Source organism: Extibacter sp. GGCC_0201 (assembly GCF_017566055.1).
In the GTDB taxonomy this organism is placed as follows: domain Bacteria; phylum Bacillota; class Clostridia; order Lachnospirales; family Lachnospiraceae; genus Extibacter.
This window is the reverse complement of the sequence record NZ_JABFCH010000021.1, coordinates 56,889-76,127: the sequence shown is the minus strand read 5'-3', so window position 1 is coordinate 76,127 and position 19,239 is coordinate 56,889. Positions and strand designations below refer to the sequence as shown.

Annotated in this window: 21 protein-coding genes, 1 pseudogene and 1 other annotated feature; of the genes and pseudogenes, 4 read left to right on the top strand and 18 right to left on the bottom strand. The window is 47.8% G+C overall.

Annotated features, from left to right (window positions below; translation table 11 throughout):
* The 6 genes and pseudogenes from HJV72_RS20355 to rplJ all read right to left on the bottom strand — a co-directional run.
* Positions 1-88, bottom strand: a pseudogene (locus tag HJV72_RS20355) (transketolase); the annotation flags it as partial.
* Positions 89-90: 2 nt separating this feature from the next.
* Positions 91-1,491, bottom strand: coding sequence for an L-fucose/L-arabinose isomerase family protein (locus HJV72_RS14080; protein ID WP_208071831.1), 1,401 nt, complete (start codon positions 1,489-1,491; stop codon positions 91-93).
* Between the two features lie 35 nt (positions 1,492-1,526).
* On the bottom strand, positions 1,527-2,534 hold the full coding sequence (locus HJV72_RS14075; RefSeq protein ID WP_208071829.1) for a LacI family DNA-binding transcriptional regulator: 1,008 nt from the start codon (positions 2,532-2,534) through the stop codon (positions 1,527-1,529).
* A gap of 497 nt (positions 2,535-3,031) precedes the next feature.
* Positions 3,032-4,030: a LacI family DNA-binding transcriptional regulator gene (locus HJV72_RS14070; protein ID WP_208071827.1), complete on the bottom strand. Its 999-nt coding sequence runs from the start codon at positions 4,028-4,030 to the stop codon at positions 3,032-3,034.
* A gap of 140 nt (positions 4,031-4,170) precedes the next feature.
* Complete coding sequence (gene rplL / locus HJV72_RS14065) at positions 4,171-4,545, bottom strand: 50S ribosomal protein L7/L12 (protein ID WP_227185677.1); 375 nt, start codon at positions 4,543-4,545, stop codon at positions 4,171-4,173.
* 29 nt (positions 4,546-4,574) lie between these two features.
* Positions 4,575-5,147, bottom strand: coding sequence for a 50S ribosomal protein L10 (gene rplJ, locus HJV72_RS14060; protein WP_208071825.1), 573 nt, complete (start codon positions 5,145-5,147; stop codon positions 4,575-4,577).
* Between the two features lie 49 nt (positions 5,148-5,196).
* Positions 5,197-5,344: a sequence feature (ribosomal protein L10 leader region), on the bottom strand.
* A gap of 163 nt (positions 5,345-5,507) precedes the next feature.
* Here rplJ and HJV72_RS14055 point away from each other — a divergent pair.
* Both HJV72_RS14055 and HJV72_RS14050 read left to right on the top strand, forming a co-directional pair.
* On the top strand, positions 5,508-6,236 hold the full coding sequence (locus tag HJV72_RS14055) for a LytR/AlgR family response regulator transcription factor (RefSeq protein WP_208071822.1): 729 nt from the start codon (positions 5,508-5,510) through the stop codon (positions 6,234-6,236).
* A complete protein-coding gene (locus HJV72_RS14050) occupies positions 6,233-7,591 on the top strand; it encodes an ATP-binding protein (protein WP_208071820.1) in 1,359 nt (452 codons plus the stop codon). The genes HJV72_RS14055 and HJV72_RS14050 overlap by 4 nt, the downstream gene beginning before the upstream one ends.
* Before the next feature lie 29 nt (positions 7,592-7,620).
* On the opposite strand, the gene rplA is transcribed toward HJV72_RS14050, so the two are convergent.
* From rplA to HJV72_RS14005, 9 genes are all read right to left on the bottom strand, one after another.
* The gene (gene rplA, locus HJV72_RS14045) at positions 7,621-8,313 is read right to left on the bottom strand and encodes a 50S ribosomal protein L1 (RefSeq protein WP_208071818.1); all 693 of its coding nucleotides are present in this window, start codon (positions 8,311-8,313) and stop codon (positions 7,621-7,623) included.
* Between the two features lie 81 nt (positions 8,314-8,394).
* Entirely contained in the window at positions 8,395-8,820 is a 426-nt protein-coding gene (gene rplK, locus HJV72_RS14040; protein WP_006443239.1) for a 50S ribosomal protein L11, read from the bottom strand.
* 56 nt (positions 8,821-8,876) lie between these two features.
* Positions 8,877-9,392: a transcription termination/antitermination protein NusG gene (nusG, locus tag HJV72_RS14035; RefSeq protein ID WP_208071816.1), complete on the bottom strand. Its 516-nt coding sequence runs from the start codon at positions 9,390-9,392 to the stop codon at positions 8,877-8,879.
* Positions 9,393-9,425: 33 nt separating this feature from the next.
* A complete protein-coding gene (secE, locus tag HJV72_RS14030; protein ID WP_049728682.1) occupies positions 9,426-9,620 on the bottom strand; it encodes a preprotein translocase subunit SecE in 195 nt (64 codons plus the stop codon).
* 22 nt (positions 9,621-9,642) lie between these two features.
* Positions 9,643-9,792, bottom strand: a complete 150-nt coding sequence (gene rpmG, locus HJV72_RS14025) for a 50S ribosomal protein L33 (RefSeq protein ID WP_005332089.1) — start codon at positions 9,790-9,792, stop codon at positions 9,643-9,645.
* A gap of 329 nt (positions 9,793-10,121) precedes the next feature.
* Positions 10,122-10,325: a cold-shock protein gene (locus tag HJV72_RS14020; RefSeq protein ID WP_066580511.1), complete on the bottom strand. Its 204-nt coding sequence runs from the start codon at positions 10,323-10,325 to the stop codon at positions 10,122-10,124.
* A gap of 270 nt (positions 10,326-10,595) precedes the next feature.
* Positions 10,596-11,354: a creatininase family protein gene (locus tag HJV72_RS14015; RefSeq protein WP_208071814.1), complete on the bottom strand. Its 759-nt coding sequence runs from the start codon at positions 11,352-11,354 to the stop codon at positions 10,596-10,598.
* Between the two features lie 26 nt (positions 11,355-11,380).
* Complete coding sequence (locus tag HJV72_RS14010; RefSeq protein ID WP_208071812.1) at positions 11,381-12,865, bottom strand: sodium/pantothenate symporter; 1,485 nt, start codon at positions 12,863-12,865, stop codon at positions 11,381-11,383.
* Complete coding sequence (locus HJV72_RS14005; RefSeq protein ID WP_208071810.1) at positions 12,865-13,137, bottom strand: hypothetical protein; 273 nt, start codon at positions 13,135-13,137, stop codon at positions 12,865-12,867. Before HJV72_RS14005 ends, HJV72_RS14010 begins: the two co-directional genes overlap by 1 nt.
* Before the next feature lie 255 nt (positions 13,138-13,392).
* Between HJV72_RS14005 and HJV72_RS14000 the strand changes: the two genes are divergently transcribed.
* Both HJV72_RS14000 and HJV72_RS13995 read left to right on the top strand, forming a co-directional pair.
* Positions 13,393-14,229, top strand: coding sequence for a MurR/RpiR family transcriptional regulator (locus HJV72_RS14000; protein ID WP_208071808.1), 837 nt, complete (start codon positions 13,393-13,395; stop codon positions 14,227-14,229).
* Positions 14,230-14,291: 62 nt separating this feature from the next.
* Positions 14,292-15,359 carry a DegT/DnrJ/EryC1/StrS family aminotransferase gene (locus HJV72_RS13995; RefSeq protein ID WP_208071806.1) on the top strand — a complete coding sequence of 356 codons (1,068 nt, stop codon included), beginning with the start codon at positions 14,292-14,294 and terminating at the stop codon, positions 15,357-15,359.
* A gap of 72 nt (positions 15,360-15,431) precedes the next feature.
* On the opposite strand, the gene HJV72_RS13990 is transcribed toward HJV72_RS13995, so the two are convergent.
* From HJV72_RS13990 to HJV72_RS13980, 3 genes are all read right to left on the bottom strand, one after another.
* Entirely contained in the window at positions 15,432-16,448 is a 1,017-nt protein-coding gene (locus HJV72_RS13990; RefSeq protein WP_208071804.1) for a substrate-binding domain-containing protein, read from the bottom strand.
* A gap of 78 nt (positions 16,449-16,526) precedes the next feature.
* Entirely contained in the window at positions 16,527-17,504 is a 978-nt protein-coding gene (locus HJV72_RS13985) for an ABC transporter permease (protein ID WP_208071802.1), read from the bottom strand.
* Positions 17,505-17,516: 12 nt separating this feature from the next.
* Positions 17,517-19,046 carry a sugar ABC transporter ATP-binding protein gene (locus HJV72_RS13980; RefSeq protein WP_330618995.1) on the bottom strand — a complete coding sequence of 510 codons (1,530 nt, stop codon included), beginning with the start codon at positions 19,044-19,046 and terminating at the stop codon, positions 17,517-17,519.
* Positions 19,047-19,239 lie beyond the last annotated feature (193 nt).

Sequence of the window (19,239 nt, the reverse complement as noted above, 5' to 3'; positions counted from 1 at the left end):
CGCCGCCGATGTGGCCGGCCTTCCCCTCGACGATCATGTCGATTACGGTTTCTCTCAGCCCGTAGGCTAATGCTTTCAGATTGCTCATAATCATTCTCCTCTTAAATATGCTTTGACGTCTTCTTCAATCGGGTCGTAAAGGTCAGGTTTTACGCCAATATATTTACATGCTTCATATAATACTGGAACTACGTCCTTGTGAATGCCTACGCAGTGATGGATGTAAGGCCCTTCCACGATTTTTGCTTCCAGACGCTTGATGTTGTCTACTTCCACCCAGAGATATGTTCCCATACCTTTTGGTCCGTCCACGCCCTTTGCATTGCCAAGAAGCAGCGAGTATTCTCCGTTGTCCCCGTCAAACCGGCAGAGTGTCACATCGCCGTGCTTCGCTTCTGCCGTAAGACTTCCCGGATGGTCAAAAGCCAGCGGGTATGTAAGCTGCGGCTTTTCTTTAGCTACCGAAATGGGCCACGGGCCGCAATGCTGCAGAAGCTCTCCATTCTCAATATCGGGATGGCGGATGGTCCAGTCTGCAAAAAAGCCTCTCGTCTCTCCCATCCCTGCTGCCTCGACCATTAGAGCCGTGATGGCACCGTGGATGTCCGTCTCACATACGACCGGTATCCCTTTGTCATTTAATATTGCGTTGGCCGCGCACGGCATGACGCCCAGTTCCGTCTGAAGCGCGTTCCAGCACTGGATGGCAGCGGCGCCACATCCGTACTTCTCTACAAGCTGTTCCATAGCTACCGCAAGAGCCGCTACATTCTCTACTTCGTTATCTTTTATCTGGACTTCCATGCTCTCCCTGATATAAGATATCATGTCTGCCAGCTTGCTGCCTTCTGCCTTCACCGCTTTCACTTCCTCCGTAAGTTCCGTCATCGGAACCGGAGCGAGCTGCACATTGAATCTCTCCAGAAGTTCTCCTTCATTGCACATCGTCGTCCAGAAGTCGAACGGCCTCGTGGATATCTGAAGAATTCTTATATTGCGGAAAGTCTTTACTACATTGCAAACCGCGATAAAATCTCTCAGCCCTCTCTCAAATACAGGATCGTTCAGTCTGCAGTTCGTCACATATGTAAATGGAATCCGGAACCTTCTCAACACCTTTCCGGTGGCAAACAGCCCGCACTGTGTATCTCTCAGCCTTACGCCGTTCTCTTCCGGGCGCTCGTCAAGGGGACCCCAGAGCATGACCGGTACATTCATCTCTTTTGCAAGCCTCGCACAGACATATTCCGTACCGAAGTTGCAGTGCGGAAACATGATTCCGTCAACGCCTTCCTTCTTAAACTTCGCCGCAATCTTCTTCACGTCGTCGTCATCATACAGCAGACCTTCCTCATTGATGTCATCGATATCTACAAAATCGATACCCAGCTCTCTCATCCTGTCTGCCGTCAGTCCTCTGTACTTGATTGCATCCGGCGCGCTGAAGATGCTTCTTCTGGTCGGTGCAAATCCCAATTTGATGGTTGCCATTTTACTTCCTCCATTCTTATACTTTGTTCTACTGTTTATCTGTCAATCTGTCTGACACTGTCTCTTTCGACAAACTGTGTACAGACCTGAATTTTCATCTTTACATTCTTTCCCGAATATTTGATATGATCCAGCGCTCTTCTCACCGCCACTTCTCCCATCTCCTGCTTGAATACCCGGATTGTCGTAAGTCCCGGCGTAGATACGCTCCCGAATCCGATGTCATCAAATCCGACTATGGATATGTCTTCCGGAATCCGAATCCCCTTCTCTTTCATAGCTCTCATAGCTCCGATGGCTATTACGTCGTTATCTGCAAAAAATGCGGTCGGAAGATTTGCGGTCCGTTCCAGATATCTCTTCATATCCTGATAAGCTGACTCCAGCTTCGTCCCCAATGTTATCTGAAATTCCGGATCCATCTTCAGACGGTACTTGCCTGTCACTCTGTGATAGCCGAATTCCCGGTACCTGAATGCCTTGATGCGGTAATCTCCTCTCAGATAGCCGATCTTCGTATGTCCCTTACCAACCAGATACTCCATCGCCTGGCAGACCGCATCCGTATTGTTGATCAATACGCCGTCAAATACCATCCCATCGCTCCAGCCGTCCAACACTATCAGGTAGCCTTTATAGTCATAAAAAGGCACATAGTCTTCTTCCAACATCTCTGTTCCAAGCAGTATCGTCAGGCAATTCGTATCCTCAAGGAACTCCCTCAGCCTGAGTTCAAAAGACTCATCTTCATAATTCAGATGGCTGAACGTCGTCTCATAACCGAGTTCCTTGGCCTGGCGCTCCACACCTTCTATCATGGCCGGGAAGATCTGGCTGTCATCTATGATAAGGCCGTTCTTTCTGTAGGTAACAAACTTTATCTTCGTAATTGTCTTCTCCTGTTGATACCCCAGCGTCTCCGCCGCCTTGAATATCTTTTCAGAAGTAGCAGCATTGACTCCTTTCTTGCGATTCAAAGCGTTTGAGACAGTCGCCGGAGAAAAACCTGTAATCTGGCTGATCTTTCTTATACTGGCTTTCACTTCTTCACCGCCTCTTAACTGTTTATATCTGTATTATAAACGTTTATATAAAATATTCAATACTTTTTATCAATAAATACTAATATCATTTACGTTTTGTTTAATTATAATAGTTATCATACCTTATTTTTGTGTATTATTAACGATTCATTTATTCATTATTTACATTTTGTTCACAATTATAATATTGTTTTGTTAAACGTTCATGTAAATATTTATATTAACGTTTATATAAACTTTGTCGCTATTTGCAAAATATCACAGCCGTCTCACCTCCTGCCGGGCAGCCATTTCCTCTGCCGGTACAAAGCGGACAAGTCCACTTCAACTCCCTAAGTCCCTCACTTATGAGGGACTTTTGTACGCTGACGCTGCCTATGCAGCAAAAAACAGCCTGCCCGCCGCCCTCCTTTGCATCAATAATGCAAAATAAGGGCCGGCAGACCGGCTGTATCTCATGTGCAGTCAGGCGGTACGTACCCGCCGCCATACGCCTGCTATATTTTTCTTACGCTCGCACGCTCCACGAAATCGGTGCAAACCTGTATCTTCGTCTTAATCTTCTTCCCATCCTCTACCGCACGCATAAGTTCTCTCACCGCCATCTCCCCCATCTCGTGCTTATACACATTGATCGTAGTGAGAGGCGGATCAGAGATGGCACCGAATGAAATGTTGTCAAATCCTATGATAGACACATCACCCGGTATGTCATAGCCGCGTTCCTTCAGCGCCTGCATGGCGCCGATAGCGATGGTATCATTATCCGCAAAAAATGCCGTAGGCAGTATCGGCGTCTCCTCCAGGTATCTCCGCATCCCTTCATATGCAGTCTCAATCCTCGTACCGACAGTCGCGACGAATTCCGGCTGGACCGGCAGATGGTGCCTGTCCATAATCCGCCTGTAGCCAATCTCACGGTAGCAGAAGGCCTGAATGCGGAAATCTCCTCTCAGATAGCCGATATCCCGGTGCCCTTTCCCAATCAGGTATTCAACCGCCCTGGCTGCCGAATCCGTATTGCTTATGAGCACGCTGTCAAAAAAGTAGTGGTCGCTCCAGCCGTCCAGAAGTATAATCTTATTCTTCGCATGTGTATATGGCTCAAAATCCTCCTCCAGCATCTCTGTGCCGAGCAGCACTATTGCACTTTCCGTATCAGAAAGTATCTCCTGCAGCTGCGTTCCATACTCCATATCGTTAATATCCACGTGGTTGAACACCGTCTCGTAGCCGAGAGATTTGGCCTGCCTCTCTACCCCTTCTATCACGGCAGGATGGAATGGACTGTCATCTATGATCAATCCATTTCTCCGGAAAATCACAAACCTGATCTTACTAATTTTTTCGTCCAGTCTATAACCCAGTTCCTCTGCCGTCTTAAGAATTCTATCAGCCGTCTCTTTGTTTACGCCCTTTTTATGATTCAGTGCATTGGAAACTGTCGCAGGAGAAAAACCGGTGATTTCACTTATTTTCCTGACACTTACTTTCATCCCTTACGACCTTCCATTCTTTTTTCCCTTATTCCAAAGGGATCTAGGAATACTATAACACATTCATATCAAAAAAAGAAGGGAAATTCCAACGAGTGGGATTTCCCTTCTGCGGTAAGCCGCTGCAGATGGTACCTATATTATTTAAGGTTGACCTCTGCGCCTTCGCCTTCCAGTTTTGCTTTGATTTCTTCAGCCTCAGCCTTAGAAGCAGCCTCTTTAACTACCTTCGGAGCACCGTCAACTAATTCTTTTGCTTCTTTTAATCCAAGTCCTGTAATCTCACGTACTACCTTGATTACCTTAACTTTAGAAGAACCTGCAGAAACTAATTCTACATCAAATTCGTCTTTTTCTTCTGCTGCCGCTGCCTCTGTGCCTGCTGCTGCCACTACGACACCTGCTGCTGCGGATACACCGAACTCTTCTTCACATGCTTTAACTAATTCGTTTAATTCCAATACTGATAATTCTTTGATTGCTTCAATCATCTCAGCTGCTGTTATTTTAGCCATTTTATTTTCCTCCAATTTTATGATTTTTATTATTCTTCTGTCGCTTCCGCCGTCTCTTCAGCCGGAGCTTCTGCCGCCGGAGCTTCTTCCGTCGCCGGAGCTTCTTCCGCCGCTACCTCGCCGCCCTGTTCCGCAATCTGCTTAATAACACGGGCAAAGTTTGTAATTGGTGACTGTAAGCTTCCAAGCAGTTTGGAAAGCAGTTCTTCCCGTGAAGGAATCTTGGACAATTCCGTAAGCCCTGCCGTGTCATAAACTGCGCCTTCAATCACGCCGGCTTTCAGTTCAAGTGCTTTTGCATCCTTTGCAAACTTGCACAGGATTCTTGCCGGAGCAGTTGCATCCTCTTTAGAGATTGCAATAGCGCTTGGCCCTGCAAGATGTTCTTCTAAAGCCGCATACTCGGTTCCTTCAAAAGCCCTTTTCATCATTGTGTTCTTGTATACCTTGTAGATGATACCGGCATCCCTAAGCTGCTTACGCAATTCCGTATCCTGAGCAACGGTAAGTCCGCGGTAGTCGACAAGAACAACTGATGCTGCATCCTTGACTTCACCTGCAATAGTATCTACGATTGGTTGTTTTAACTCAACTTTTGCCATGAAAATGGTGCACCTCCTTATAGTTTAGTCTGCTGCCAAAAGAACAACGTTTTCTATACAAAAAACCTCCGGCCCAAAAGACGCAGAGGTTGTACAAATTCATAGAAATCGAATCTCATATCATCCTCGGCAGGCGTGTATCATCACTTACGCTGTTTGAAAGCACCTGCTGTCTTCGGCAGTCATCGCTTTGCTATTATATCACTACGGCCTGATGTTGTCAATACATTATTTTTACAGCCGACTTTTACCGACACCGCATTACCATAATAGTGCTATTTTTACTGTTTATTACAGGACTCCGAATCTCATAGTATGTTAAAATAAAATCAGAATTTTTTACTTGGGGAGGAAGGCAGAATGAATGTCGCTATTGTGGACGATTCTCTTGTCGACAGACAATATTTGCAAAAGAATATAGAACGATACTGCTTTGAACACAAAGTCCATATGCAGATAAATACTTACGATAACGGGCCAGGATTTTCAGACAGCTTTACTGCCGGCATATATGATCTTGTCTTCCTGGATATATTCATGGACGAAACGAACGGTATCCATATTGCCGAGAAGATACGGCAGATAGATGACAAATGCCTGATTATTTTTACGACATCAAGCCAGGAACATGCAGTCAAAGCGTTCCGCCTTCATGCAATTGATTACCTGCTCAAACCTTTCACTTACGAGCAGCTGGAAGAATCGCTCTCCAGATGCCAGAAAGAGCTGAAACGTTTCTCTCACTATATCGAACTGAAAGAAGGACGTCATTATACACGCATTCTGATTTCAGATATTATCTATACAGACTACTATAACCATTACATACAGGTCCACACGGCCCGGAATGTCATCCGTTCCTACATGTCATTTCAGGATTTTGCTCCGATGCTGGACAAGTATCCGCAGTTCCTGTGGTGCTACCGCAATTGCATGGTTAATATGGATTACATCAAATCAATGGACAGCAAAGATTTTATACTGACGTCAGAAGAGCGCATCCCCATCTCAAGGGCACGCAAAAACGAAATACGGCAGTCATACGCCAATTATCTGTTCGAGTATGTGACCGGAGGAGAAAGTCGATGACACCGGATAATATTATCAGTGCATTGCTGTTCATCATTCCCTGCATCCTGGTACTGTGTCTGACCTTTTCCGACCATCTCAGGGCGCCAAACCAGGCAACAGCCGTCGTTTCCATAACCGCTTTCATGTTGATAGACGTCGCCTCCACTTACATATATTATACAAAACCGCTCACCACATGGACGATGATTCTTCTTTCCTTTGCCGCCATGTTGACAGGAGTGGTTTTATTCCGTGCCGCATCCGGTTACAGCTTTGCCCAGAGCCTTTTTACCGTCGCCATAGTCATGAGCTATACGGACAGCATCTATGTATGTTCATCCCAAATCCATTATATCGTGACGGGAAGGCTCCCCGGAAACGCATCCCTGCTCCATACCTTGTCCACGCTGGCTGTAGCGCTGCTGACGTTCCCGTTTATACTGATGCTCTTCAAGCGGCTGCTGCGTACGGCACTTGATACGACGGAGCACCTGGCCTTCTGGCGCATATCCTGGGGAATCCCCATGTGCAACAGACTGCTTTATTATCTGGCCATATTCCCGATATTCTCCAGAAGGCTGCAGGCTGCAGGAGTCAATGATATATACTTCATACCGATACTGTGGATAATCCTGACCTTTTTCACATATACGATTGCGTTGAAGATGGTCGTGGAAGCCACAAAGAACGCAAAGCTCCAGGAAGAGCTCCACGTATCGGAAACACAGTTTGCCGCGCAGCAGAAGCAATCAGAGATGATCCAGCAGCGCATAGAAGAAACCATGCGTATACGCCACGACTTCAGGCATACCCTCATCGCACTTCAGGCCTGTCTGGATGCAGACGATTATGATGGCATGGGAGAATTCATTAGCAATTATTTATGCAGCCTGGATTCACTCCGCCCGACATCTTATTGCGATAATCCCGTCATCAATGCTATCGTGTCCTACTATGTGGAGCTTTCCAGGGAGAATGGCATATCCTTCTCACAGTCCGTACAGCTGGACCGGGACCTCCCGTTTTCAGACACGGATACATGCATCGTCCTTGGCAATCTGCTGGAAAATGCAGTTGAAGCATGCCAGCGGCAGGTGCAGGAAGACAGGTACATCCGGCTCAAGCTCTATGCCGTCCACAAGTGTACGCTCGTAATCATAGTAGAAAACAGCTACAACGGCATGGTCTGCAGAAAGGATAACGCTTTTTTATCTACAAAGGCCAGAGACAGGAAAGGCATCGGTATCGTCTCCATTCTCGACGTCGTGTCAAAATATAACGGGATACCCCAATTCGAATACGACGGACATGCCTTCAAGGCTTCCATCGTGCTGAGCTGCGGCAGCACATCGAAAAAGACCTCCCCGCCTTGATGGCGGGGAGGTCATATTATATGATACAATTAAACGAGCTTGGCAGGGTTGATCTTTACACCAGGTCCCATGGTAGAAGTAAGTGTCACGCTCCTTAAGAACTGACCTTTTACTGCTGCCGGCCTAGCCTTGTTGATTGCATCAATAAGCGTCTGGAAGTTGTCCGCAAGTTGTTCTTCGGTAAAGGATGCTTTACCTACTGGCACATGGATAATGTTTGTCTTATCGAGTCTGTACTCAATCTTACCGGCTTTGATTTCCTGGACAGCTTTGGCAACATCCATCGTTACAGTTCCAGCTTTCGGGTTCGGCATCAGGCCTTTTGGTCCGAGTACACGTCCAAGACGTCCAACCACACCCATCATGTCTGGCGTAGCGACTACTACGTCGAATTCAAACCAGTTTTCATTCTGAATCTTAGGAATAAGCTCTTCCGCTCCTACAAAATCTGCCCCTGCGGCCTTTGCTTCTTCTGCTTTGGCATCTTTGGCAAATACAAGGATTCTGGTCTTCTTGCCTGTTCCGTGAGGCAGTACGACCGCTCCACGAATCTGCTGGTCAGCGTGACGTCCGTCACATCCGGTTCTGATATGAGCCTCGATAGTCTCATCGAATTTAGCTACTGCAGTTTTCTTAACTAATGAAACCGCCTCCTCTTTATCATAAAGAGTTCCTCTTTCGATAACTTTGGCAGCTTCTATATATTTCTTTCCTCTTTTCATTCTAAAAAACCTCCTCGTGGTAATGTCGGGATAACCCTCCCACATATTTAACATTTACAATTGGCAATACAGCTTTAACTCTTACTCTTCTACTTTAACACCCATGCTGCGGCAGGTACCTGCTATCATGCTCATAGCAGCTTCTACAGTTGCAGCGTTCAGGTCCGGCATCTTCAGTTCAGCGATTTCCTGAAGCTGAGCCTTTGTAATCGTAGCAACTTTCGTCTTATTCGGCACGCCTGAACCTGACTTTATATTGCAGGCTTTCTTGATAAGAACAGCTGCCGGAGGCGTCTTTGTGATGAAGCTGAAGCTTCTGTCATTGTAAACTGTAATTACGACCGGGATAATCATATCTCCCTGATCCGCCGTCTTAGCGTTGAACTGCTTTGTAAATTCAACGATGTTCACACCGTGCTGACCAAGAGCCGGTCCAACCGGTGGTGCCGGTGTAGCTTTGCCGGCAGGTATTTGTAACTTAATATAACCTTCTACTTTTTTTGCCATTTCAATTACCTCCTTGTGGTGTTGGCGGGAACGTCACACGCCCCTCCCACTTCCTACTACATTTTCTTTACTTCTGCGAAACTGATTTCTACCGGCGTTTCGCGGCCGAATAACTCAACATTGATCGTCAGGCTCTGCTTTGGAATGTTCAGCGCCTGGATTACTCCAACCGTATCTGCCCATGCCCCGGCTATTACCTGGACGGTATCGCCCACTTCAAAGTCAATGACAATGTTCTCCTGCTTGATTCCAAGCGGCGCCATCTCCGCATCCGTCAGCGGAACCGGTTTGGAGCCCGGCCCGACAAATCCTGTCACGCCTCTCGTGTTGCGGACAACATACCATGTGTCGTCATTCATAATCATATGGATGAGCACATAACCCGGAAACATCTTTTTCTGTGTCGCCTTCTGGACGCCGTTCTTCAGTTCCACTACATCCTGCATGGGAACACGGACTTCTAATATCTGTTCTTCCAGATGCCGGTTTTCGATTGTCTTATCAATGTTGGCCTTTACTTTGTTCTCATACCCTGAATAGGTATGAACAACGTACCATTTTGCCTCTGACATAAAATCACCTTTCTTGCCTGCAGTTTATCAGTGCTATCTTACTAATAAATCCACTCCGTTCTGTACGAGAAAATCAATAACTGCGATAATGATTCCCAGTACAACAGACACAGAAACGACTGCCGCTGTCTGTTTTGCAAGTGTCATCTTATCTGGCCAAATGATCTTCCTGAATTCTGCCTTAAGTCCTTTGAACCAGCTCTTCTTCTGAGTTTTTTGTTCAGCCATGACATCCACTCCTTTGCGGCGACTATTTTGTTTCCTTGTGCAATGTGTGTGACTTGCAGAATTTACAGTACTTCTTAGTCTCCATGCGTTCCGGATGCGTTTTCTTATCCTTCGTCATGTTGTAGTTACGCTGCTTGCATTCTGTACATTCCAATGTGATTCTTGTACGCACAACTTCCACCTCGCTTTATGTTTCTTAATTAACGTGTTACCTGGCAGCTTGCGAGGCTGCCCGTTTTTAGGCATAAAAAAAAGACCTACTTCCATTCGCTCGGATATTGTATCATATATACCGGAAAAAAGCAAGTCTTTTTCTTGCTTTATAGCACTTTCGCTCAGGTTATCTTCTGCTTGATAATCTCAACTTCCTTTCCTGAATAAGATCTATCTCAGCAAGCAGAGAACTCTCCTGTTCCGTGAACCTCTCATCCACTCTTTTTACCAGCTCAACGAAAAAAGGGCCCGTGGACCATCGTCCACAGGGCACCTTTTTGCATCCATCTATGCAGCGTATACGTTGACTGCCTGATTTCCACGGTTACCAGCAGTAATATCAAATGTTACTGACTGGCCATCCTCTAATGATTTAAAACCATCTGATGCGATACCTGAAAAATGTACAAATACATCTTCTCCGTCTGCCTCGTTTGTGATAAATCCAAATCCTTTTTGTGCGTTAAACCACTTTACTGTACCTTTATTCATGAAAGATACCTCCTGATATTTTATTATATTTCTCGTTAAAATCAAAAATCACATATTTTTGTAAATCATCAAATTAAGATATCATGACTTACAAAAATATGTGAATCCAAATCTCATTTAAAATACTTCCTCATATTATCATGTAACGCTTCGACTGTCAAGTAACTTTCAAAGAATAACTTTTTAGAATTGTATCTGATGAGGCTTTGCAAGATATTCCGGCTGTGCACACATTGTCGCACAGCCGGAGATTGGTCTCTTACTCCTCTTCTACTTACATGCAAACTCTTTCATTTCCTCCAGGAATCCCCGGATAAACGCAACGGATATATCAAGCGCTTCCTGCCCGAGTTCAGCCGTCGAATCCTTCGGGTCAAACGGACCGAACCACCCGCTTGGAGCTATCTCTTTCGTATCTCTCACAAGGCGGACCGTGCCGCCCTTATAGCGGACCGCCTGTATATAGGCAGCCTCTACATTATCGGAAGGATGCTGCGGATTCATAGGCTGCCCAAGCTCCAGGTGCACCGCATCCGGGTCGACCGCCATCATAGCGGACGTCTCCAGGATATCGCCGTGGCCGCCCCGGAACTTCTCATCCAGCTCTGCCACAAGGCTCCACCAGTCTATGCTGGCGCAGATACCGCCCTTATGATAGACTTCGAGCGCCGCGCGGTCGATGGAAGGCGTATTGCCGCCATGTCCGTTCAGTATGGCAAACCTTTTCACCCCATGCTGCATAAGCGAGTCCATGATTCCGTGCAGAACCATATACAGCCCCTCATATCCGATATTGATACTGCCTTCAAAGCTCAGGTGATAAGGACAGACGCCGTACGGAACCGTAGGAGCAATGATCACATCTTCCATGTCAGCCACATGGTCCGCCAGATATGTCGGCACCATATAATCTGTTCCAAGCGCACACTGGGCGCCGTGCTGCTCCGTGCTTCCCACCGGTATCACAAGCACCGGGTCTTTCTGAAACGCCTCTTTTGCCTGGGCTGTCGTCATCTTACCAAGATACATCTAACTACCTCCTCTTTTATATGGCACTAACCTTTCTGTAACAGTTTGAAGTGCCGGTCAATGGTCTCCTGCGGCGGAGCCTGTGTCAGCTTGCTGACAATTACCATCGTGACTGCGCCGAGTATCGTCGCCGGGAACAGTGCATGGAATCCATGGGCCAGTTCCTTCACTTCCGGAATAAGCGTAAAGCTAAGAAGAGCGATCACGCCTACCGCCACAGCAGCTATGGCGCCCGGGGCCGTCGATTTCTTCCAGTACATTCCAAACAGGATCGGCACGACGAAGACCGCCATTCCGGAAAAGGCAAACAAGTTGATCTCAAAGATGCTGCCGGGCTGGAATACGCCAAAGAGTATAACGACCAGGCCAATCAATATGGTGACAACTTTGGACAATTTCATGACGCTCTCATCTGTCGCCTTCTTGTTCACTATCTTCTGATAGATATCACGTGTCACGGCTCCGGTCGTAGTGACAAGGATGCCGTCGATGGTAGACATTCCTGCCGCCACGATTCCGGCGATGAACAGGGAGGCCAGGAACGGATTCAGCCCTCTCTGCAGAATCATAGGAACAATCTGGTCCGCCTTCTCAATATTCTGGATGGACGCGATTCCATTGACGCCGGCCCATTCGATCAGCGTGGCGGAGACAAACATCCCTCCTGTACCGAGCAGTATGGCCTTGAACATCGTCTTATGGTCCTTCATCGTAAAGAATTTCGTAAACAGGTGGGGCTGCCCCATCGTGAAGAAGGACCAGAGCACGATGTTGGACACGTAGTAAGCCCACGGCATATACCCGTTAGCCCCGGGGAAGGTCAGGTATGATTCATTCATATTCTGAAGCGTACTGTTGATATTGTCAAAGCCGCCTCCCATTACGATTGATACAATAAATGTAACAACCGCGGTTCCTATCATAAGGGAACCCTGGATGACATCGGTCATCATCGCCCCCTTCATTCCGCCGCTCATACAATATAGTATAACGATGACTCCCATTCCTACAACCCCTACCCACTCAGGCAGGCCGGTAAATACATGCACGATGACTCCCGCGCCGATAATCTGTGCTCCCATCATCGGGATGAGGAAAAACAGCATCATGACGCCGAGTACGCCGCTCATGGATCTGGAGTGATAACGGTCGGTCAGATAATCCGCCATCGTAAGAAAACCATATTCATGCCCGAGCGTCACGAGCTTTCTTCCTATCAGCAGCGCCGGCAGAATCATACAGAAGACAGCGCCCGGTACAGAGATAGCCATGCCGGCATATCCTACCCCATATATCGTTCCTGGTGTCCCTAGGAACGTACCCATAGAAAACTGTGTGGAAAAATAAGCGATACCGCTTACGATAACACCTGCTTTTCCGCTGAGGACGAAGAAATCGCCGAGACTCTTCGTCTTTCTGCTGGCGTACCAGCCGATAAATGCCATAATACCTAGATATATAACCAGAACCGTGTAAAATGGTGCCGGTGATGGTTGGATTGCTTCAGACATTATTCCTCTCCCCCTTCCGTAACTTCCTCGTTCTTCTCATCATACACGTGGTACTCTTTTCGCTTCATACACATTCTGTAATAGACGATAATCAGGGCAAACGTAACCGCCGTATGTACGAACCATCCGAAGATATATGAGGGAATCCCTCCTATAGCCGGAATATAGGTTTCGCTGTAAAAGAACGGAAACGGAATCATGATGATAACGAACATGATCAGAAAGATTACAAGCCATGTGCGCTCAAAGTGTTTTTCAAATAGTTTTTTCATTGCTGCTTCTCTCCTCCCTTTTTGTACTTCCTTCTGCAAAGCTGACCTACTTTATTTGTCATGAGATATACAGAATTCTCAAAAAATAAAGTATTTACTTTACTTTTTAATTATTATTATACATATAACAGCAAAATTGTAAAGTATTTACTTGCAAAATGTTTATGGATTCTTTATATTTATTTTATAGGCAGTTTATGGCGTATCACCGCCGTCTGTTTTTTATAAGGGTACTATATATGGAAAGGAAACAACATGGACATATTACAGAGAATCCGGGATATGTATCCCGCATTGACAAAGAAGCAGAAGGGAATCGCAGACTATCTGATGGAAAATCCAGAGGACGTCTGCTATATCACTCTGGCCCAGCTGAGCCAGCAGACAGCCTCTTCCGAGCTGACCCTGCTGCGCTTCTGTGAAAAAATAGGCTGTTCCAGCTTCCTGGAGCTTAAGAATGAATTCAGGGAATACACCCAGCATATGATACGCCTGCTCTCTGCGCCGGCTTATTTTCCACCTGAACATGCGTCTTGCTCCGCAAAGGAGGCGCTGCTGACAGACATCTGCCGTCAGGAAGCAGCCGCGGTCGCTGATTTCTCAGCTTCATTCAATCCGGAATCCATCGTGGCTGCCGCCGGGCAGATCAAAAAGAGCAGACGGATTTTTATTTTTGCCCATGACATCTCCAAGATACTCGGTGAATTTCTGGAAGCAAGGCTCCGGCTTTTATATTTCAAAGCGACCCTCATCGATCTGGCCGACCTGGCCGAGACGCAGAACCGCCTGCAGCATCTCTGCGAGGGTGACCTTGTCATCTTCTTTTCCTTCCCCAAGTATTATTACCCGATGGGGAGCATTGCCAGGAAAGCGGCCGACACAGGCGTCCCTATCCTGACCATCACCGACAGCATCTCTTCGCCGGCGGCCGAGCACAGTACCCACCTGCTCCTATGCAAGACTTCGACGAAGATGTTCTACAACTCGCTGACGCTGCCGATGACAGCCTTGAATCTTCTCGCGTCCTGCCTCGTCATCGACATGGTTCCGGAGGCGGAGCGAAAAGACTTCAAAAAGACCCTGTCGTCCTGAGCCGGCGCAGCCAAAGCCAATTCAAGTACCAGAATATATAATAATCACAGGAGGTATCACATATGGAAATAGGAGGGTTCTTCCCCTACGAAAAGAACAGTTCTGAAACAAACGGTTACATAGACCTCGTCTGTCCGGACGCAGGCGGCGTAAGCCACCTCATGTCCGGGCGCTGTGCCATCTATCTCTGCCTGCAGGATTCCATGCTCACAGATACGAAACGGACAGCTTATCTCCCGGCATATACGTGCGAGACGGTAAGCGGCTGTTTCGTCAAAGCAGGATATAAGATCTACTACTACGACGTAGACCAGAGCCTCGTACCGCAGTTTGACGACAGCCTCATTGACAAGATCAGCTTTCTGCTCATCTGCGGCTATTACGGCTTTTCTACTTTTGATACTGATTTTGTCAGAACATGCAGGGACCGGGGCGTGACGGTCATGCAGGACACGACCCACACAGCCTTCTCACCGTCCGGGCCCTGCCCCGACACTGACTATGTCGCGGTCAGCCTCCGCAAATGGATGGGGGTAACCTCCGGGGGACTGGCGTTCAAACGCACCGGACGCTTTGGCGTATCGCCCGTCCCCGCAGATAAAGAGCATCTCAAGATAAGGGACAGGGCGCTCCGGACAAGAGAAGAATACGAGAGAACCGGAGACGAGGCCTTGAATAAGAAGAGTGCCGATGCATTCTGGGAAGCAGAATGGATGCTGCGGGAAATCTTCGACATGCAGGAAGGCGACGGCGAATCCCTTCAGACAATCCTCCATTACCCGCTTGCCGAGGCCGTCAAGAAGCGCCGCGGTAATTATGCGTATCTGCTGGAGCATCTCCCTGACAATCCATCGGTACGGCCTGTATTTCCCCATCTTCCGCAGGACACCTGCCCTATGTTCTTCCCCTTCCTCTGCGAAGACAGGGAATCCCTCATGAAGCACCTGGCAGCCGCCGGCATACCGCCGAAAGTATACTGGCCTGTACCACCCTTCATAGACATCGAAAAGTATCCTGGCGCACATTACATCTATGAACATATCATGTCCATCAGCTGCGACCAGCGCTTTACAAGGGACGATATGCAGCGCGTGGCCGATGTATTTCAGGAATTTACGGAAGGCCGGTGACGCAGCAGCTGTCCTGCCGAAAGATCACATGAGAGAAAGGGAGTGCCAGATGCACTCCCTTTCTTACGTGGATTATTTCAGATATTCATCAACATTGTCTTTCGTTACAAGCACAAAAGATATCATGACTTCCTTCTCTGTCGCCTCACCGTTTAAGGCCTTCTTTATCAGATCTATGGCTCCTTCCACCTGTGCAGGACCATCCTGCAGCACCGTGGCACCCATTTCGCCGTCTTTTACCATCTGCAGCGGATTCTCATTCCCATCCACGCCTACGCAGACAATATCTTCTCTCCCCGCGTCGTTGCATGCCTTCTGAGCCGCCGAGGACATATCGTCGTTGTCACAGATGATCGCCTTCAGTTCATCTTTGTACTGGTTCATCATATCTGTCGCTACATTGGCCGCCTTATCCGCCTGCCATTCACACGGGAAATCCCCAACGGATTCAAACTTGCCGTTATCCTTCATGATATTCTCTATGCCTTCTCCCCGCTGAATCTGGGCGGAATTGCCGATAACGCCCTGGCAGTGCGCATATTTTCCGCCGTCCGGCACATTATCGATGACCCACTGTGCCAGCATCTCGCCCGCTTCCACATCGTTCGGGCCTACATAGGCCATCGCCACATCGTCCGTACTGTCTGTCTTGGAATTAACGACAATCACCTTGATGCCTGCATCGGCCATCTTGGTGACAGCCGCATCGGAAGCGCTCGCTTCCGCCGGCAGGATGATTACATAATCACAGTTCTTCGCAATACACTCGTCGGCGCGGTCAATCTGCTTGTTGGCATCCGTCTCGCCATCCAGAATACCCGTCCAGTCATCAATCGTTCCATCCTTCTTCAGCCCATCAAACGTCTCCTTAGCATAATCATTAATCGGGGCGTGGAACGGGTCAACGATATTCTTGGAGATATATCCGCAGATTATCTTGCCGTCTCCGTTCACGTCGCCGACTTTTGCATCTTCTGTCTTGGCCTTGTCGTCTTTTTTACCTTCATCCTTGTTGTCTGAACCGCATCCGGCCGCCAATACGGCTGTCATCATGACGCAGAGCAGTACGCTTAACACTTTTCTTTTCATTTTCGTTCCTCCTTCTAATTTGAATAAACTCTTTATAATCAAGAGGCTCCTCCCGCCTCCTAACTATCACCCGGCAAACTAGCTGTTCTTTTTGTTCATCACCATGTCAAGAAGCACGGCTCCTATGATAACCGCACCTTTTGTCATGGACTGGTAATAGGAATCAATCCCAATCAGGTTCATGCCGTTGTAGATGAAGCCTATAATGAATATCCCCATAAGTACTCCGGGCACCGTGGCAACGCCGCCCGCAAATGAGGTGCCTCCTAGCACGCAGGCCGCCACCGCGTCCGTCTCATACCCGATACCTATATTGGACTGGGCAGAGGCAGTCTTGGCCGTAAAGATAATGCCTGCTATCCCTGCCAGAAGACCTGATATGGCATAGACCGCCGTCTTCGTCTTTATAATACTTACGCCTGAAGCAATCGCCGCCTGCATATTATCGCCCACTGCAAATACATACCGTCCGAACTTGGTCCAGTGGAGTAACGTGTACATGAGAAGCGTTGCCAGTATCAGGACGAGAATGGGGAATGGCACCGGTCCGATTTTGGCTGAGTAGATACTCTTGAATGCCATGTCCGTTATCGGGATTGCCTGGCCCCCGCTGATTACCTGGGCAAAGCCTCGGATGATCAACTGGGTAGACAACGTCACTACAAACGGGAACATGTTGAACTTGGATATCAGAAATCCGTTGATAAATCCCCACAGCGTGGACACGAGAAGCGCCACGATGATTGCTGCCGCAATATTCCACCCTTTCCCGGATATCAGCTGTCCGAGGACACAGCTCACGAGCGCAAGCTGGGCTCCTACAGACAGGTCGATTCCTTCTGTCGTGATTGCCAGGCACATGCCATATGCAATCATCGCGTTGATAGATACCTGCGTCGCAACATTAATCATATTGCTCGTGCTTCTGAATGACGGTTCCATGACAGATATAAAAACCATCATAATCAGAAGGATTACACCGATTCCATATTTACCCATAAACATGCGGAATTTCTCTCTGTCCATTCCGATGATGCTGCCTTTGTCTTTTGCCATTGGCTCTACCTCCTATTTTCCGCCGAATGCCTTACCCAGAATCGTCTCCTGGTCCGCGCTTCCGTTTAATATTTCATCACGGGAGACTTCCCCGTTGATCTTCCCTTCGTGATAGACGATAATGCGGTCGCTCATACCCATCACTTCCGGCAGCTCTGAGGATATCATGATGACAGCCATCCCTCTAGCAGCAAACTCGCACATCAGCGTATGAATCTCCGATTTTGCACCCACGTCAACCCCTCTTGTAGGTTCATCCAGAATCAATACTTTCGGATTGGCAAGCAGCCACTTGGCCAGCACGACCTTCTGCTGATTGCCGCCGCTTAAAGAAAATGCATCGTGCTCGATACTGGCCGACTTCAGAGTCAGCATCTTGCCCATCTCCAGGCATTCTTTCTCTTCCTGCCTCTTGTTGAGTATCGGCGCCTTCTGTTTCATCGGCAGCGTGGGCAGCGTCATATTTTCCCGTATCGACCGGTGGAGAGCCAGGCCATAGTTTTTCCTGTCTTCATTCACCATGCAGATTCCATACCGGATGGCCTGGCTTGGTTTTCTTATCTTAATTTCCCTGCCTTCCAGAAAGATTCTGCCCCCCGTAACAGGGTCCATTCCGAATATGGCCCGCATCGTTTCACTCCGTCCCGAGCCTACCAGGCCTGAAATCCCAAGTATCTCGCCTTTCCTCACCTCAAAGCTGATATCCTCGAACCCCTTGCCGGAAAGCTTATCCACTTTAAACACCACGTCGCCGATATCACAGGCTGTCTTTGGAAATACATTTTCCACTTTACGTCCTACCATCATGGAGATCAGTTCATCACGGGTGACCCCTTCCATAGTCCGCTCTCCGATATATGTACCGTCCCTGAATACGGAAACATGGTCACTGATTCGGAATATCTCTTCCATCCTGTGGGATATATAGATAATTGCCACACCCTTTTCCTTCAGCTCGCGAATGGTATGGAACAGATGCTCCGTCTCTTCGCTGTCAAGGGATGAAGTGGGCTCATCCATGATAATCAGCCTGGCATTGCAGGATACTGCCTTGATAATCTCTACCATCTGCATCTGTGCCAGTGTCAGCTCTTTCATCAAGGTCTTGGCGCCGTGTGGAAAGTTAAACTTTTTTAAGATGTCTTCCGCCCGTTCGTTCTGCGCCTTTTTATTCAGAAAGATACCTCTTGTGTCTTCCCTTTTGAGGAACACGCTCTCTGCTATCGTCAGGTGGGGCTCCGGATTCAGTTCCTGATGTATCATCGATATCCCTGCATTCAGCGCCTCTACCGGCCCCCTGGCGGTATATGGCCTGCCTTCAAACCGAATCGTTCCCTCATCCTGCTGGTGAAGCCCGATAATGCACTTCATCAGGGTAGACTTGCCGGCACCGTTTTCTCCGAGAAGCGCATGTACCTCTCCAGGCCTCACAAACAGATTGACATCCTTAAGGGCCTGTGTGCCTCCGAACGCTTTGGAGATGCCGCGGCATTCCAATACATATGCTTCGCCTTCTCTCGCCTTCTCTTCCAAATATCTCACCTCATTCTCGCCTTACGTACTTCCGTCGCTTCTGTACAGGAAGCATCTTAGTCTCTGAAAAAATCATATCAATCCAAAACTTAAATGTCAATGTAAATATGAAATATAATTTCATATAACTGCATTTTTTGTTAATTATCCCACATTTTAATTACATTTTTTAGTTATTAATTACAATTCATGCGTTATAATG